The following is a 14,238-nucleotide window of genomic DNA, read 5'->3' on the forward strand; positions in this document are numbered from 1 at the left end:
CGTCTTTCCGTGCATCCTCCGGTGAACATCCAGGCGAACGCCGCCCCTTCGGCCCCGCGCACCCTGGCCGATCCGGACACCCCGTTCGCCGTCGTGGACGTCGGCACGATGCGGCGGAACATCGCGCGCCTCGAGACCAGGGCCGAACGGCTCGCGGTCACCCTGCGTCCACACGTCAAGACCGCCAAGAGCCTCGACGCGGCTTCTCTGCTGCACTCCGGCACGCCCTGTCCGGTCACCGTCTCCACCCTGGCGGAGGCCGAGGCGTTCGCGAACGTCGGCTACACCGACATCACGTACGCCGTGGGCATCGACCCGCACAAACTCCCTCGCGTCACAGCCCTGTTGCGCCACGGCATCACCCTGCGCATCCTGCTGGACAGCGTCGAGCAGGCCTCGTTCGTCGCCGACGCCTCCCGCCGAGCGGGCATACCCCTGCCCACCCAGATCGAGATCGACTGCGACGGCCACCGCGGCGGCCTCAAGCCCGACGACCCCGCACTCCTCGCCATCGGGCGCGTGCTGCACGACGCGGGCTGTCTCGACGGCGTCCTGACCCACGCCGGAGAGTCCTACTTCGCCTGCACCGCCGAGGAACAGCGCCGGGCGGCGAAGAACGAACGCGACACCGCCGTGGCCGCCGCCGAACGACTGCGCGCGGCCGGTCTGCCCGTGAACGTCGTCAGCGTGGGCTCCACCCCCACCGCGCACGCCGCCGAGGACCTCACCGGCGTCACCGAACTGCGCGCGGGCAACTACGTCTTCTTCGACCTGGTCATGGCCGGTCTCGGCGTCTGCCGGGTCGAGGACATCGCCGTGTCGGTGGTCGTGACCGTCATCGGTCACCGCCCCGAGTACGGGTGGATCATGACCGACGGCGGCTGGATGGCCATGTCGCGCGACCGCGGTACGGCCGCGCAGGCCCAGGACCAGGGCTACGGCCTGGTCACCGACCTCGCCGGCAACGTCATTCCGGGCCTGGTCATGACGGCCGCGAGCCAGGAGCACGGCACGCTCACGGCCCGCGACGGCGCCGACCTGCCCGACCTGCCGGTGGGCACCCGCCTGCGCATCCTGCCCAACCATGCGTGCGCCACCGCTGCCCAGCACCGCGGCTATCACGTCATCGACGGCACCCGCCCCACCGGCGGCGGCCCGGCACCGACGATCGAGACCTTCTGGCCTCGTGTCACCGGCTGGTGAGCACCAGCACCCGGAAAACCGATGTCGGTGGGGCCGTCGGCCCCACTTGCGTCGGCCCTGTGACTCCAACAGATCTCGCGGCAGTCATCTCCGACGGCATCCACACGGCCATCCAGCCCGGACGCATCTCGGCGGATCCGCCCGCACGAAACGTGCCCGGTCCGGCGGATCCGGAAAGAGCACCGCACCATGGCCGCTGTCCGCATACCCCAGATGCACCACACGCTGCACGCCCAGCACGGCAGCACTCGCCCGGAGTTCGTCCAGCCGTGGCGCTCCGCTCTCCGGCACGGCGTCCATGAGCCCGTCCGTGGCGACCACGATCACCACACGATGTCCCTCGTCGGCGGCTCGCGCGAGCGTGCCGCCCGTGAGGAACCCCTCGTCGTCGGGATGCGCGTGAAAAGCCAGGACGGTTGCCATGGACCCATCCTGGACCACTTCCGCACCGACGACCCTGGACCCATGCGCGGAGTTGGGCCCGCCGCTCACCGAGGAAGCTCGAAGCCGAGATAGGTCCAGGACACTCCCGGGCGGCCATGCGGGTCCTCCCGCTGGGCGTGGTGGAGGACGTCCAGGCCGTGTCCGCGGGCGAGACCGATCGTCTCCTGCGCGGTGACGGGGAACATGCGGCGGCCCATCGGTACCGGGCCGTGGCGCAGGGAGAGGATGATCCGTCCGCCCGTCGCGAGCAGGCCGGCCACGCGGCCCATCCCCAGGGCGCGTTGCCGTTCATCGAGATGCATCCAGACCGCGGTGAGCAGGATCAGGTCGAAGCGGCTCCCCGCTGCGATCAGGCCGGGGAGTTCGGGCAGCGCGTCATCGGTCCACTCGATCTGCCGGTCGGCGTGGCGGCGCCGGCCCAGCGAGCGCAGCTCGACGGTGGGTTCGGCGGCGACGACCCGGTGGCCCTGCGCAGCCAGCGCCGCCGCGTCACGCCCGCTGCCCGCCCCGATGTCCAGCACCCTGCCCGGCCGGGCGGGGATCAGATGCAGCACCTCGCGGTGCACCTCGGCGAAGGTCACGCTCTCGTACTGCTCGGCCAACGCCTCAGCCCCTTCCGCGTATCCGGCGGTGCTGTCCATCCCCTGCAACTGCGCGCTGGTCGCGTCACTGCTCATGTCCGGGATCCTACGATTCCTTGGGCCAGGCGGCCATGAAGAAGATCACTGCAGTGGCCGGTGCCGGCGGCCTCCGTGACAATCGATGTGCCGTCGCGCCCCGGGAACGACAGACTGCGGGCATGGAATTCTTCTGCTACCACCGTGACCGGCGAGGTTCCCTGGCGCTGCGCATGGAGCTGCTGGAAGCGCACTGGTCCTACATGGACCGGTTCGACAAAGAGATGATCGCCCGTGGTCCGACCCTCACCGGTGACGGCGAAGTGCCCACCGGCAGTGTGCACATCGTCGACCTGCCCGATCCCGCCGCCGCCCGGGCGTTCGCCTTCGGCGAGCCCGGCTACCAGGCCGGTGTGTACCGTGACGTGCTGCTGCGCCGATGGCGCAACATGCTGGGCCGCACCATGTGGGACTTCCCCGGAGGACGGACCGGCGGCTCGCGGTACCTCGTGCTCGGCCTCGGCCGGGGGCAGGCCGCCGACCTCGCCGTGCCCCCCGTCCTGGACGAGCTGATCGCATACGGGCCGCTGCTGTCCGACGACGGCAACACCTGGCTGGGGACGGCGGCGCTGGTCCGCGCCCCGGACCCGGACTCGGCACGGGCCGTGCTGACCGTGGACCGGTATGCCGAGATCGAGGTCCACAACTGGCAGTTCGGCGGACGGCAACAATGAGCCACCGTTGAGGGGGACGGCGAAGTGGCGTAAGTCTTTGCCCGCGCCGATGCGTTTCTTGGGCTGAACACGGCATGACGGCCCGCTGGCGTACATGTTCCGCCTCTCGGATGTCGGTGCACGACGCACACCCGCTCGCCGGTTCGACACAGTCCGAGGAGAAGCCATGTCCCGACGTCCGGCCCGCCCCGCACGTTCCGTCACGGCGGCCGCGGCCGCGCTGGCCGCGGTCGGCGCGCTCACCGCCGCGACCGCGCCCGGCTCGGCGCACGCCTCCGCACACCCGCATCCGGCCGCCCGGCATGTCCTGCTGCTGTCCGTCGACGGTCTGCACCAGTCCGACCTGGCCTGGTACCTCGCCCGGCACCCCCACTCGGCGCTCGCCCAACTCACCGCCGGTGGCGTGCAGTACACCCACGCGGCGACCACCAACCCCTCCGACTCCTTCCCGGGCATGATCGGTCAGCTCACGGGCGGCGACCCGGGCACCACGGGCGTCTACTACGACGACACCTACAGCACCGCCCTCCTGCCCGCCGGCACGACCGACTGCGCCGGTGCCAAGCCCGGGACCGAGATCGACCTCACCGAAGACCTGGACAAGAACAAGGACTCCCTCGACGCCGGCCAGGGGCTCAGCGGCCTGCCCGGCAGCATCCTGCAGATGACCGGCGACCCCGCCAGTCTCATCGACCCGTCGAAGCTCCCGGTCGACCCGAAGACCTGCAGACCGCTCTACCCTCACTCCTACCTGCGGGTGAACACCGTCTTCGACGTGGTCCGCACGGGCGGCCTGCGCACCGCGTGGTCCGACAAGCACGCCGCCTACGACATCCTCAACGGCCCCTCCGGCAAGGGTATCCAGGACCTGTTCACGCCCGAGATCAACAGCAAGGCCATCGGCTACGACGCGGGTGACTGGACGAAGGACAACGCCGCGACCGAGCAGTACGACGGGTACAAGGCACAGGCCGTGCTCAACGAGATCGACGGCTACGACCATGGCCGTACCCACAAGGTCGGCACGCCGGCTGTCTTCGGCATGAACTTCCAGTCCGTCTCGACCGCCCAGAAGCTGCCGACCTCCGACGGTCTGACGGGCGGTTATGCGGCCAAGGGCGTGCCCGGTCTCCTTCTGGTGAAGAACCTCGACTTCGTGGACCGGCAGGTCGGCGCCTTCCTCGCCGAACTGCGCAAGCAGCACCTCTCCGGCAGCACCACCGTCATCCTGTCCTCCAAGCACGGACAGTCGCCCATCGACCCCACGGCGCTGACCCGCATCGACGACGGCCCGCTGCTCGACGGCCTCAACTCCGCCTGGAAGTCCGCCCACCCGGGCGCCGGCGACCTCGTCGCCCACGCGGTGGACGACGACGCCATGCTGATCTGGCTCACCGACCGCTCCCGGGCCGCCACCGACTTCGCCCAGGCCTACCTGCTCGCGCAGTCCGGCACCGGCAACGACATCGACGGCAAGGCCAGGCCCTTCACCGCGAGCGGTCTGCAGTCCCTCTACGCGGGTGCGGACGCCGCCCGGTACCTGCACGCCCGGCCGGGAGACTCCCGCGTGCCCGACCTGGTCGGCGTCGCCCGGTACGGCGTCGTCTACACCGGCGGCAAGGGCAAGATCGCCGAGCACGGGGGCGCCCACGCCGACGACCTCGACGTCCCGCTCGTCGTCTCCGGCGCCGCCACCCCGCACGGCGTACGCGTCGACGGACCGGTGCACACCACGCAGATCGCCCCGACCATCCTGCGGCTGCTGGGCTTCGACGCGCGGGACCTGGACGCCGTCCGCATCGAGCACACCGCGGCACTTCCCGTGCGCTGACCCTCGCATCCCGCACGCCACTCAAGCATCTGCCCCGGACGGCGTACTGGTCTGTTACACACTTTCGGGTGGACGGCTCGGGTGGCGTGTGGGGTGGCGGAATCCGAGGTTGGTTGCCTCGGGCTCGTGTTTCCACGGTGAGCGCGACTGATGGACCATCAACGTCCTGCATTCAGAACATAAATGGACATTACAGGTGACGGTCATGGATTTATGCAGGATCCGTAATGCCATGCGCGTTTCCCTCACAAACAGGGACATAGGTTGCAGGGTGTGCGTGTGCGGCCGACCGGTCGCCGACTCCCACCACGCATCCTCGTGAAGGGGGACCTCGTGTCCGTTTCTTCTTCCGTCCGCCGTATGACCGCCGTGGCCGCCGTGGCCGCCGCCACGGTGGGCGCCGTGGCGCTCCCGGCCGCGGCTGCCGGTGACCAGCCGTGGCGTACGCACCCGGCAGGGGTGTACATCAGCGGCGTACAGCACGCCTGGCAGTTCCGGGGCGACCATTCCAACCGCTCGCTGAACAAGCAGTGGGTGGACGTCACGAACGACTCCCGCCGTGCGAGGAACCTGGACCACTGGACGCTGTCCGACCGGGACGGCCACACCTACACCTTCCATCACGTGTGGCTCGCGGGACGGGCCACCGTGCGCGTGCACACCGGAGTCGGCTGGGACACCAGGACCGACGTCTACCAGGACCGCCGTACCCGCGTGTGGGACGTGAACGCCGACACCGCGACCCTGCGCAACGACCGCGGCCGCCTCGTCGACGCCGTCACCTGGGGCCGCAGCCACCGCGGCGCCGTCGAGTACCACGTCGGCGGCCACCGCCGCTGACCCACCCGCCTGTGGCCGTTGCCACGGGTGCACCACCGCCGGCACACCTGCACGGGTCCAGCCCCGGACGGCCTCCGCGCCGTCCGGGGCTGTCCCCTCTCCGGCGCCGGCGGCACGCCCTGGGCGGTCCCGCGTGATCCGCGGTTTTCACCCCGGCGTGCGGCACCCCGCTGCCCGCCGTCGGGCCGCGGGGGACTAGCGTCGTGCCGTCATGGATCCGAGCAGGTTCTTCCCTGTCGAGCCGAAGGAGGACGATCTGCATGGATGGTCACGCGATGACCGAACTGTCGGCGGGCCAGCTCCCCGAGCTGACCACGGGGCGTCTGTTGTCCACGTGGCACCTGGACGTCCCCGCGCTGCTTCTGGTCATCGTCCTGGGCGCCCTCTACGGCTGGGGCGTCTCACGGCTGCGCAAGCGCGGCGTCTCCTGGCCACCCGCCCGGGTCGCCGCGTTCGCGCTGCTCGGCCTCGGAGCGCTGGTGGTGGCCACGATGTCCGCCCTGGCCGTCTACGACCACGTGCTGTTCTGGCCGGCCGCCGTGCAGAACATCCTCCTCGACCTCGTCGCACCGCTGGGCCTGGCCCTCGGCGATCCGCTGCGGCTCGCCGTCGAGGCACTGCCGGAGACGGCCGCCGGACGCGTGCGCCGGGCCATGACCGGCCGCCTGGTGCGGGTGCTGACGTTCCCGCTGGTCAGCACGGCCCTGGTGCTCGGCACCGAGCTGACGGTGTACTTCACGCCGTACTTCGAGACCGCCCTGCGCGTGGGCTGGCTGCACGAGCTGATGTATCTGCACCTGCTCGCGGCCGGTTCCCTGTTCGTCGTACCGATGCTGACCCACGAAGAGGCACTGCCCGCCTGGTGTACCCACCCCGTGCGAGCGGCGCTGGTGTTCCTCGACGGCATCGTCGACGCGGTTCCGGGAATCGTGGTGATGACGCACGGCACGCTGATCGCGGGTGCCTGGTACCTGCACCACGCGCCGGTGTGGTCCCCGGACGTCCAGCACGACCAGCAGATCGGCGGGGGTGCGATGCTCAGCATCGCCGAGCTGGTCGCGTTGCCGTTCCTGCTGGCGCTGCTGTTCCAGTGGGCGCGGGCGGAGCGGGTCCAGACCGTGGCCCTCGACCGCCGCCTCGACGCGGAACTCGCGCCCGTCACGGCGCCTTCCCCGGACCAGGGTCAGGCAGGCGCTCCCGAACGGGTGCGCCCCTGGTGGGAGACCGAACAGAACGAGGTGGCCGCGCGGATCCGGAGCCAGCACCGGGAGCAGTGAGCCCGCCATGATCGCGCGTGCACGGTTCGGCTCCCGCCGAACGGTCGGCGCCCTACCGTCACCGCATGGAAACGGCACCGCACCCGGCCCGGAACACCGTCAGCCACCTGGCCATCACACCGAGCATCCTCTACTTCGGTACCCCCGTCGTGCTGCTGACCACCGAGAACGCCGACGGCACCTTCAACCTGGCGCCGATCTCGTCCGCATGGGCGCTCGGGCAGGTGGTGGTGCTGGGGCTGGGGAGGCACGGCCAGACCGGCGCGAACCTGGCCGCCCGGCCGGAGCTGGTGATCAGTCTGCCCGAACCCGGGCAGTGGGCGGCCGTCGAGCGCCTGGGCGAGCTCACCGGGCGGCCCGCAGCGGCCGGGCGCGGACCCCGCCGCGCCCGCTACGAGCCGGACAAGTTCACGGCGGCCGGCTTCCGGGCCCAGACCTCGCACACGGTCCGCCCACCACGGGTGGCCGAGTGCCCGATCCAGCTGGAGGCGCGGGCCGTGCGGGTGGGAACCGACGCCGCCGGTGACTTCCTGATCGTCGAGGCCGGAGTGCTGAAGGTGCACGCCGATCCACGCCTGCTGGTCCCCGGAACCCAGCACATCGAGCCCGCGGCCTGGAGCCCGCTGATCTACAACTTCCGGCACTACTTCGGACTCGGCCCCGAACTCGGCCACAGCGGCGTCTCCGAGACGCCGCCGACCGGCGCGGCGGCGCGGTGCGCGGGAGGTCGGAAGGCGTCCGGAGGAGTACGCTAGATATTCGCCGCATGGTGAATTACTGGTCTCGTGAAGGGCAGAAACCGCCATGGAACAGACCACGTGCTGCATCGTGGGAGGCGGCCCCGCAGGCATGGTGCTCGCTCTGCTGCTGGCCCGGTCCGGTGTCCCGGTGACGGTGCTGGAGAAGCACGGCGACTTCCTGCGCGACTTCCGCGGCGACACCGTCCACCCCTCCACCCTGGCCCTGCTGGACGAGCTCGGTCTGGCCGAACGCTTCGCCGAGCTGCCGCAGCGCCGGGTCCGCACCGTCCAGTTGCCGATCGGACCCGAGGGCTCGGCGGTCACGGTCGGCGACCTCTCGGTCCTGCGCGGCCCCTACAACTATGTGGCGATGGTGCCCCAGTGGGACCTGCTGGACCTGCTCGCGGACGAGGGCCGGCGCGAGCCGTCCTTCGAGCTGCGGATGAACACGGAGGCGACCGGTTTCCTGATCGAATCCGGACGTGTCAACGGGGTGCGCTACCGCACCGCCGACGGCCGCACCGGCGAGTTGCGCGCCCTGCTCACCGTCGCCTGCGACGGCCGCGGATCACTGGCCCGCTCCCGCCCGGAACTGCGCCTGCGCCGCTTCCCCTGCCCGATGGACGCCTGGTGGTTCCGGCTGCCGCGCCGGGACGGCGACCCGCAGGGGCTCTACGGCGCCGCCGGTCACCGCTTCCTGACCGCGATGATCGACCGCGGCGACTACTGGCAGTGCGCCGGGATCATCCCCAAGGGCACCGACGAACAGCGCCGCGCCGCCGGCCTCGACCGCTTCCGGGCCGACTTCACCGCGGCGGTGCCCTGGATCGCCGACCGTGTGCACGCCCTGCGCTCGTGGGACGAGGTCAAGCTCCTCGACGTACGACTGGATCGCCTCCGCCGCTGGCACCGGCCCGGCCTGCTGTGCATCGGCGACGCCGCGCACGCGATGTCCCCGATCTTCGGCATCGGCATCAACCTCGCGGTCCAGGACGCCGTGGCCGCCGCCCGCTACCTTACCGAGCCACTGCGCCGGGGGAGGGTGCGCCCGGCCGACGTACGCCGTCTGCAGCGCCGCCGCCGTCCCACCACGGTCGTCACCCAGACCCTCCAGCGGGTGGCCCACGCCAGGATCATCGCTCCCGTCCTGCAGGGCCGGCCACCCCTCGGGCGTGAGGCGAGGGCCCAGCGCATAGCACGCCTGCTCGCCGAGTCACGGTGGATGCGCCGGCTGCCCGCGTACTTCATCGGCTACGGCGCACTCAAGGAACGGCCGCCCGGCTCGGCCGTCCGCCGGGCACGGCCGGGCACCACGGCGCCGCCCGGCGCGGCGGACACCGCCGCCGAGATGTCCCCTTGACGGTCGGGTCGATGGTCGGCTGATGACCGGGTCGAAGGTCGGTCCTGAAGTTTTCGGGGCGTCCCTGTCCTGTCGGCGCCGGCTTGTTCGTCGTGAAGGCAGACAGGAAACTCGGCTGAGGAGGACACCATGAAGTACGTACTGCTGCTGACCCGCGGCGCCTGGCAGGAAGAGGGCTCCGACCAGGAGCGTGGCGAGGTCTATGGCCGGCTCATGGAGTGGTTCACCAAGTACCGCACCGACGGGACGATCATCGAGGCCCAGCAGCTGCGCGAACCCGAGACCGCGACCACGGTCGTGGTCGAGGAGGGCCGCTCCACCATGATCGACCGCCCGCTGCTGGAGGCCAAGGAGGCGATCGGCGGCTACGCGGTCGTCGAGGTGCCCGACCTGGACGCCGCCCTGGAGCTGGCCGCGAGCTTCCCGGTGCCCGACGGGAAGGTGGAGGTGCGTCCGCTTGTCGAGCGCTGACCCGGCGGGCGTCCGGGACACCCGGTCGCTGATCGAGCGGGTCTTCCGCGAGGAGGCGGGCCGGCTGACCGCCAGCCTGGTCCGCCTGCTCGGCGACTTCGACCTGGCCGAGGAGATGGTCAGCGAGGCCGTCGTCGAGGCGCTGCGGCACTGGCCGAGCACCGGCCCGCCCAGGCGGCCCGGGGCCTGGCTCCTGACCTGCGCGCGCAACAAGGCCCTCGACCGAATCCGCCGCGAGGGCCGCTTCCAGGACCGGCTTCCGCAGCTCGCGGCCCGTATCGAGGCGCTGCCCGAGACGGCCGAGCGCGAGCCCGACGACCGTCTGCGGCTCATCTTCACCTGCTGCCATCCGGCGCTGGACCCGGACGCCCAGGTCGCGCTGACCCTGCGCGCCGTGGTGGGCCTGACCACCGCCGAGATCGCGCGGGCGTTCCTGGTACCAGAGGCCACCCTCGCCAAGCGGGTGACCCGGGCCAAGAAGAAGATCGCCACCGCCGGCATCCCCTACCGCGCACCCGAGCCCGAGGAGCGCGCCGCACGACTGCCCCAGGTCATGCGTGTGGTCTACCTCGTCTTCAACGAGGGCTGCTTCACCACCGGGGGAGACCTGGGAGTACGGCGTGAACTGGTCGACGACGCCGAATGGCTCGCCGCCCTCCTCGCCGGCTCGCTGCAGGGCGAGCCGGAACCGCTCGCCCTGCTGGCCCTGATCCGCCTGCACGCGGCCCGCTGGCCCGCCCGTCTGGACAGCGAGGGACGGCTGATTCCGCTCGCGGAGCAGGACCGTACCCGGTGGGACACCCGGCGCATCCGCAGCGCCACCGCACTCATCGAGCGGGCGGCCAAGCTCGGCAGGCCGGGCCCGTACCAGATCGAGGCCGCCATCGCCGCCGTACACTGCGAGTCGCCCACCTGGAAAGAGACCGACTGGCCCCAACTCCTGCGCCTCTACGACATGTTCCTGGCCGTCGACCCCTCACCGGTCGTACGTCTGAACCGCGCCGTCGTGATCAGCCACACCGACGGCCCGGCCGTCGCGCTGGCCGAAGTCGAGGCTCTCGCCGACCGGTTGGGCCGCTACCACCTGTTCCACGCCACCCGGGCCGCCCTCCTGCGCGACCTCGGCCGCGACACGGAGGCCACCGAGGCCGACCGACAGGCTCTCCGCCTCACCGCCAACCCCGCCGAGCGCTCCCTGCTCACGGCCCGCCTGGAGCCATCGAGGTAGGAGAGTCGCCCTTCGGTCACCGGCGAGGAGCACGGAGACAGGACGGTCAGTACCGGGCGCCCACGGGGGCCGGGACCAGCCCGATGACGCCGACCTCTGGCCCGTGGGTGCCGAGGGTGGTGTTACGCATGCCGTGTTCTGCTTTCGTGTCGTCCGGGAGGGATGCGCGCAACCGACGGCCGATACCGGCCGACCGGGCGACTGCTCAGAAGGTAGGAGGCCAGGAGGACGCCGGGCCACGACCTGCTTCCTCGCAACTGAGAGCCCCGGACTCCCATCAGCGTCGTGGCCAGGACCACCTCGTCGGTCACCAGCGCCGCCGCGCCGTCCCGGGCGCCGGCCTGCCGACGCTCGCGCACCTCGGCGGCGACCTCGGCCAGCCGTAGAAGTTGGTGGACGCCGACCCCATGCCGCCCAGACTGAAGGCCAGTTCCTCCTTGCGCCGGTCGGTCATCGCGCCGAGGGACTCCTCGTCGGCCGCGAGGGCGACCTCGGCGCCCTGGCAGACGTCCAGGTCGCCGCGGTTACGGCCGCGGCGGGTCAGGCCGTCGTCGAGGTGGGTGAAGTAGGCGCCGTCCGCGCCCTCGGGTACGAAGCCGGTGCCCGCCCAGCCGTCGGCGACTTCCCCGGTCCATGACCCCGGATCCCACCAGCATCCGGTCGGTGAGCGCGGCTAGTAGCCCAGCGCGATGGGAGCGTCGGCCCCCCAGGCCTCGGCGACCCGAACACGCCGATGATGTGTGGTCCCGGCTGCACACTCTTGTGGCTCTTGGCGAGCCCACGCAGGGCGAACCCTCAGGACCGCGAAGGCTGCGCCATGCGTGAGGCGTTGCGAGTGAGGGCGTCCGGTTCGGCGATGAGCACCGGTGAGGCCGGCCCGTCAGACCGCCGTATCGCCATGGCTTCCGGCGTTGGGGCACCTCGGGCCGGCACACCGAGCGGCCCGATCTCGCGGACGGCCGTGCCGGGTGGCGGGACGTCATGCCAGTGGGACGGTCACCTCGCTCGTCCCCGTCGCGCTCGCGCCCCCGAGGATGCGCACGGTGAAGGGGCGGTCGGTGCCGTCCGCGGTCACGTGTACGACGCTTCCCGTGCGCCGGACGTGGAACACGGCGGCCGGCGCGCCCGTCGGGTCGGGCACGGTGACCCGGGTGGTGTGCTCGGCGGCTGCCGACGGGTGGACGAGCAGGGTCGGATCGGCCAGCCAGTCGCCGTCGGGCCGGCGGTCGTCCGAGGCCAGCGGCAGGACGGCGCCCTCGCGGACGTAGAGCGGAAGGCTGTCGTAGCCGTGCCGTTCGGTGCGCCAGGCCGGGCCGGCGACCTGCTCGCCGCTGAGGAGGTGGGTCCAGGTGCCGTCGGGGAGGTAGACCTCCACCTCGTCGTCCTCGCTGAACACCGGGGCGACCAGGAGGTCGGCGCCGAGCATGTACTGGCGGTCGAGCGTCCGGCATGCCGGGTCGTGCGGGAACTCCAGGACCATGGGCCGCATCACCGGGACACCGGTGTCGTGGGCCTCGACGGCCGCGCCGTACAGGTAGGGCATGAGCCGGTGTTTGAGCAGGGTGAACTGCCGGGCCACGGCCACGGCTTCGTCGCCGAACTCCCACGGCACCCGGTACGACGACGAACCGTGCAGGCGGCTGTGGGAGGACAGCAGACCGAAGGCCAGCCAGCGCTTGAAGACCGCCGGGTCGGGCGTCCCCTCGAAGCCTCCGATGTCATGGCTCCAGAAGCCGAAGCCGCTCAGGGACAGGGACAGGCCGCCCCTCAGGGACTCGGCCATGGCCTCGAAGGAGGACCAGCAGTCGCCGCCCCAGTGCACGGGGTACTGCTGGCCTCCGGCGGTCGCCGAGCGGGCGAAGAGCACTGCCTCGCCCTGTCCGCGTTCCTTCTCGAGCAGTTCGAACACGGTCTGGTTGTACAGGTGGGTGTAATAGTTGTGCATCCGCTCCGGGTCGGAGCCGTCGTGCCAGACGACGTCGGTCGGGATGCGCTCGCCGAAGTCGGTCTTGAAGCAGTCCACGCCCTGGTCCAGCAACGGCTTCAGCTTCGACTGGAACCATGCGCGGGCGTCCGGGCTGGTGAAGTCGACCAGTCCCATGCCGGCCTGCCACAGGTCCCACTGCCACACGTCACCGTTCGGCCGGCGCACCAGGTGACCGAGCGCGGCGGCCTCGTCGAACAGCGGGGACTTCTGCGCGATGTACGGGTTGATCCAGGCGCTGATCCGCAGCCCCTTGGCCTTCAGCCGGGCGAGCATGCCCTCGGGGTCGGGGAAGACCTCCGGGTCCCACGCGAAGTCGCACCACTGGTACTCGCGCATCCAGAAGCAGTCGAAGTGGAACACCGACAGCGGAATGCCGCGCTCGGCCATGCCGTCGACGAACGACGTCACCGTCCGCTCGTCGTAGTCCGTGGTGAAGGACGTGGTCAGCCACAGCCCGAAGGACCAGGCCGGCGGCAGCGCCGGACGGCCCGTGAGAGCGGTGTAGCGGGTGAGGACGTCCTTCGGCGTGGGACCGGCGACGACGTAGTACTCCAGCGTCTGGTCCTCGACGCTGAACTGAACCTGCCCGACGGACTCCGAGCCGACCTCGAAGCAGACCTTGCCGGGATGGTTGACGAACACGCCGTAGCCGCGCGAGGACAGGTAGAACGGGATGTTCTTGTAGGCCTGTTCGCTGCTCGTGCCGCCGTCGGCCTGCCAGATGTCGACGGCCTGGCCGTTCTTGACGAACGGAGTGAAGCGCTCGCCGAGGCCGTAGGTCTGCTCGCCGACACCGAGCGCGAGCTGGGCCAGGATGTGGTGCGTGCCGTCGTCCGTGGTGGCGAAGGCGGTGCCCTTGCGGCCGGCCCTGGTCAGCTCTCGTCCGTCCGCGTCGTGGAAGGCCAGGGACCACGGCGCGGCACGGTCCAGGCGCAGTGTCAGCGGCCCGCTCGTCAGCTCGGTGACGGTGCCGTCCCGGCGTACCTCGCCCGCCCCGCCGGGCTCGGCCGCGAGGGCGAAGTCGGGCCCCGGGTGCCGCTTGCCGGCGTGATGAGTGACACGGACACCGATGACGCCCTCGGCAGGCGAGAAGCAGTCGACGATGAGGAGCGGCGCGTTGAGCGTGTCCCCTCTGCGCGTCACCTTCTGCGCGGCAGCGTAGGCGGTGAAGCGCTTCGATTCCGTGCGCACGTCGCGCACCTCGGTGGCATACGCCACCTGGACGCCGTCGCGTATGCGCCAGAACCCGTTGGTGAACTTCATGGTCTTCCTCGGGGGAGAGGGATTGGTCGGCGGGGGACTGCGGAGACTGCCACCCGGCGATTCGATCGTACACAGCGCACAGCGGATCGCGAGGTCGAACTGGGCGCGCAGATGGTCGCTGAACTGCGACTATCTAGGTTTGGGTGCGAAGCGTGACTTCGGAGGGTGTTCAGATGGACACGTACACAGGGCTAGCGCGACACCGAGGATTGACGTATTAGTCATCCCGGCGAACAAATTCTC

At 71.0% G+C, this 14,238-nt stretch carries 12 protein-coding genes and 1 pseudogene; 9 read left to right on the forward strand and 4 right to left on the reverse strand.

Features of this window, described 5'->3' with window-relative positions:
* The first annotated feature begins 9 nt into the window (after window positions 1-9).
* Complete coding sequence (locus SRB17_RS12305) at window positions 10-1,203, forward strand: DSD1 family PLP-dependent enzyme (RefSeq protein ID WP_323375338.1); 1,194 nt, start codon at window positions 10-12, stop codon at window positions 1,201-1,203.
* Window positions 1,204-1,287: 84 nt separating this feature from the next.
* Here SRB17_RS12305 and SRB17_RS12310 read toward each other — a convergent pair whose 3' ends face one another.
* Together SRB17_RS12310 and SRB17_RS12315 are read right to left on the reverse strand one after the other, a co-directional pair.
* Window positions 1,288-1,626: a PIG-L deacetylase family protein gene (locus SRB17_RS12310; protein WP_228395950.1), complete on the reverse strand. Its 339-nt coding sequence runs from the start codon at window positions 1,624-1,626 to the stop codon at window positions 1,288-1,290.
* Window positions 1,627-1,691: 65 nt separating this feature from the next.
* The gene (locus tag SRB17_RS12315) at window positions 1,692-2,324 is read right to left on the reverse strand and encodes a class I SAM-dependent methyltransferase (RefSeq protein ID WP_228395951.1); all 633 of its coding nucleotides are present in this window, start codon (window positions 2,322-2,324) and stop codon (window positions 1,692-1,694) included.
* 122 nt (window positions 2,325-2,446) lie between these two features.
* Here SRB17_RS12315 and SRB17_RS12320 point away from each other — a divergent pair, with 122 nt between their 5' ends.
* From SRB17_RS12320 to SRB17_RS12355, 8 genes are all read left to right on the forward strand, one after another.
* Complete coding sequence (locus SRB17_RS12320) at window positions 2,447-2,998, forward strand: YciI family protein (RefSeq protein WP_153537590.1); 552 nt, start codon at window positions 2,447-2,449, stop codon at window positions 2,996-2,998.
* Window positions 2,999-3,164: 166 nt separating this feature from the next.
* Window positions 3,165-4,829, forward strand: a complete 1,665-nt coding sequence (locus SRB17_RS12325) for an alkaline phosphatase family protein (protein WP_153537592.1) — start codon at window positions 3,165-3,167, stop codon at window positions 4,827-4,829.
* A 333-nt stretch (window positions 4,830-5,162) separates the two neighbouring features.
* Window positions 5,163-5,669, forward strand: coding sequence for a lamin tail domain-containing protein (locus SRB17_RS12330; protein WP_323375340.1), 507 nt, complete (start codon window positions 5,163-5,165; stop codon window positions 5,667-5,669).
* A 260-nt stretch (window positions 5,670-5,929) separates the two neighbouring features.
* Window positions 5,930-6,946, forward strand: a complete 1,017-nt coding sequence (locus SRB17_RS12335) for a cytochrome c oxidase assembly protein (protein WP_228395952.1) — start codon at window positions 5,930-5,932, stop codon at window positions 6,944-6,946.
* A 65-nt stretch (window positions 6,947-7,011) separates the two neighbouring features.
* Entirely contained in the window at window positions 7,012-7,701 is a 690-nt protein-coding gene (locus tag SRB17_RS12340) for a flavin reductase family protein (protein WP_153537594.1), read from the forward strand.
* A 49-nt stretch (window positions 7,702-7,750) separates the two neighbouring features.
* A complete protein-coding gene (locus SRB17_RS12345; protein WP_153537596.1) occupies window positions 7,751-9,046 on the forward strand; it encodes an FAD-dependent oxidoreductase in 1,296 nt (431 codons plus the stop codon).
* A 129-nt stretch (window positions 9,047-9,175) separates the two neighbouring features.
* A complete protein-coding gene (locus SRB17_RS12350; protein WP_153537598.1) occupies window positions 9,176-9,517 on the forward strand; it encodes a YciI family protein in 342 nt (113 codons plus the stop codon).
* Window positions 9,504-10,745 carry an RNA polymerase sigma factor gene (locus tag SRB17_RS12355; RefSeq protein WP_153537600.1) on the forward strand — a complete coding sequence of 414 codons (1,242 nt, stop codon included), beginning with the start codon at window positions 9,504-9,506 and terminating at the stop codon, window positions 10,743-10,745. Before SRB17_RS12350 ends, SRB17_RS12355 begins: the two co-directional genes overlap by 14 nt.
* A 236-nt stretch (window positions 10,746-10,981) precedes the next feature.
* Here SRB17_RS12355 and SRB17_RS12360 read toward each other — a convergent pair.
* Window positions 10,982-11,376: pseudogene (locus tag SRB17_RS12360) on the reverse strand (LLM class flavin-dependent oxidoreductase); the annotation flags it as partial.
* 348 nt (window positions 11,377-11,724) lie between these two features.
* Window positions 11,725-13,995, reverse strand: a complete 2,271-nt coding sequence (yicI, locus tag SRB17_RS12365; RefSeq protein WP_153537602.1) for an alpha-xylosidase — start codon at window positions 13,993-13,995, stop codon at window positions 11,725-11,727.
* Window positions 13,996-14,238 lie beyond the last annotated feature (243 nt).

Origin of the sequence: Streptomyces sp. RB17, assembly GCF_009604455.1 — a bacterium.
Taxonomy (GTDB): Bacteria; Actinomycetota; Actinomycetes; order Streptomycetales; family Streptomycetaceae; genus Streptomyces.